Annotated in this window: 1 protein-coding gene; it reads right to left on the reverse strand. The window is 63.2% G+C overall.

The features are described 5' to 3' along the window. A partial coding sequence (argH, locus tag A3730_RS26145) for an argininosuccinate lyase (protein WP_063539292.1) occupies positions 1–990 on the reverse strand: 990 nt, incomplete at both ends.

Raw genomic sequence — 990 nt, forward strand, 5'->3', positions numbered from 1 at the left:
ATAGGCCACGGCCTTGCCGACGATCTCGTGGGAGTCGCGGAAAGCGATGCCCTTGCGGACCAGGTAATCGGCCAGATCGGTGGCAGTGGCGAAGCCACGGCGGGCCGCCTCGCGCATGACTTCGCGGTTGGGCTCCAGGGACGGGATCATGTCGCCGAAGGCGCGCAGGCTGCCCTTGAGGGTGTCCACGGCGTCGTACAACGGTTCCTTGTCTTCCTGATTGTCCTTGTTGTAGGCCAGCGGCTGGCTTTTCATCAGGGTCAGCAGGCTGATCAGGTGGCCGTTAACGCGGCCGGTCTTGCCGCGTACCAGCTCGGGCACGTCCGGGTTTTTCTTCTGCGGCATGATGGAGCTGCCGGTGCAGAAGCGGTCGGGCAGGTTGATGAAGTTGAACTGGGCGCTGGTCCACAGCACCAGTTCTTCGCTGATCCGCGACAGGTGGGTCATGGTCAGGGCGGCCAGAGCGCAGAATTCGATGGCGAAGTCCCGGTCGCTCACCGCGTCCAGCGAGTTTTCGCAGACGCCGTCGAAGCCGAGCAACTCGCAGGTACGCTCGCGGTTGATCGGGTAGGTGGTGCCGGCCAGGGCGGCGGCGCCCAGGGGCATGCGGTTGACCCGCTTGCGGCAATCCAGCAGGCGCTCGCGATCACGTTTGAGCATTTCGAACCAGGCCAGCAGGTGGTGCCCGAAGGTCACTGGCTGGGCCGTCTGCAGGTGAGTAAAGCCGGGCATGATGGTGGCCGCTTCGCGCTCGGCCAGGTTCAGCAGGCCGGTCATCAGGTACAGATACTGCTCTTCCAGAATCAGCAGTTCGTCGCGCAGCCACAGGCGGATGTCGGTGGCTACCTGGTCGTTACGGCTGCGACCGGTGTGCAGCTTTTTGCCGGTGATGCCGATCTTGTCGGTGAGCCGCGCTTCGATGTTCATGTGCACATCTTCCAGGGCCACGGACCACTCGAACTCGCCGTTTTCGATTTCCAGCTGAATTTC

The organism is Alcanivorax sp. HI0044 (genome assembly GCF_001634945.1).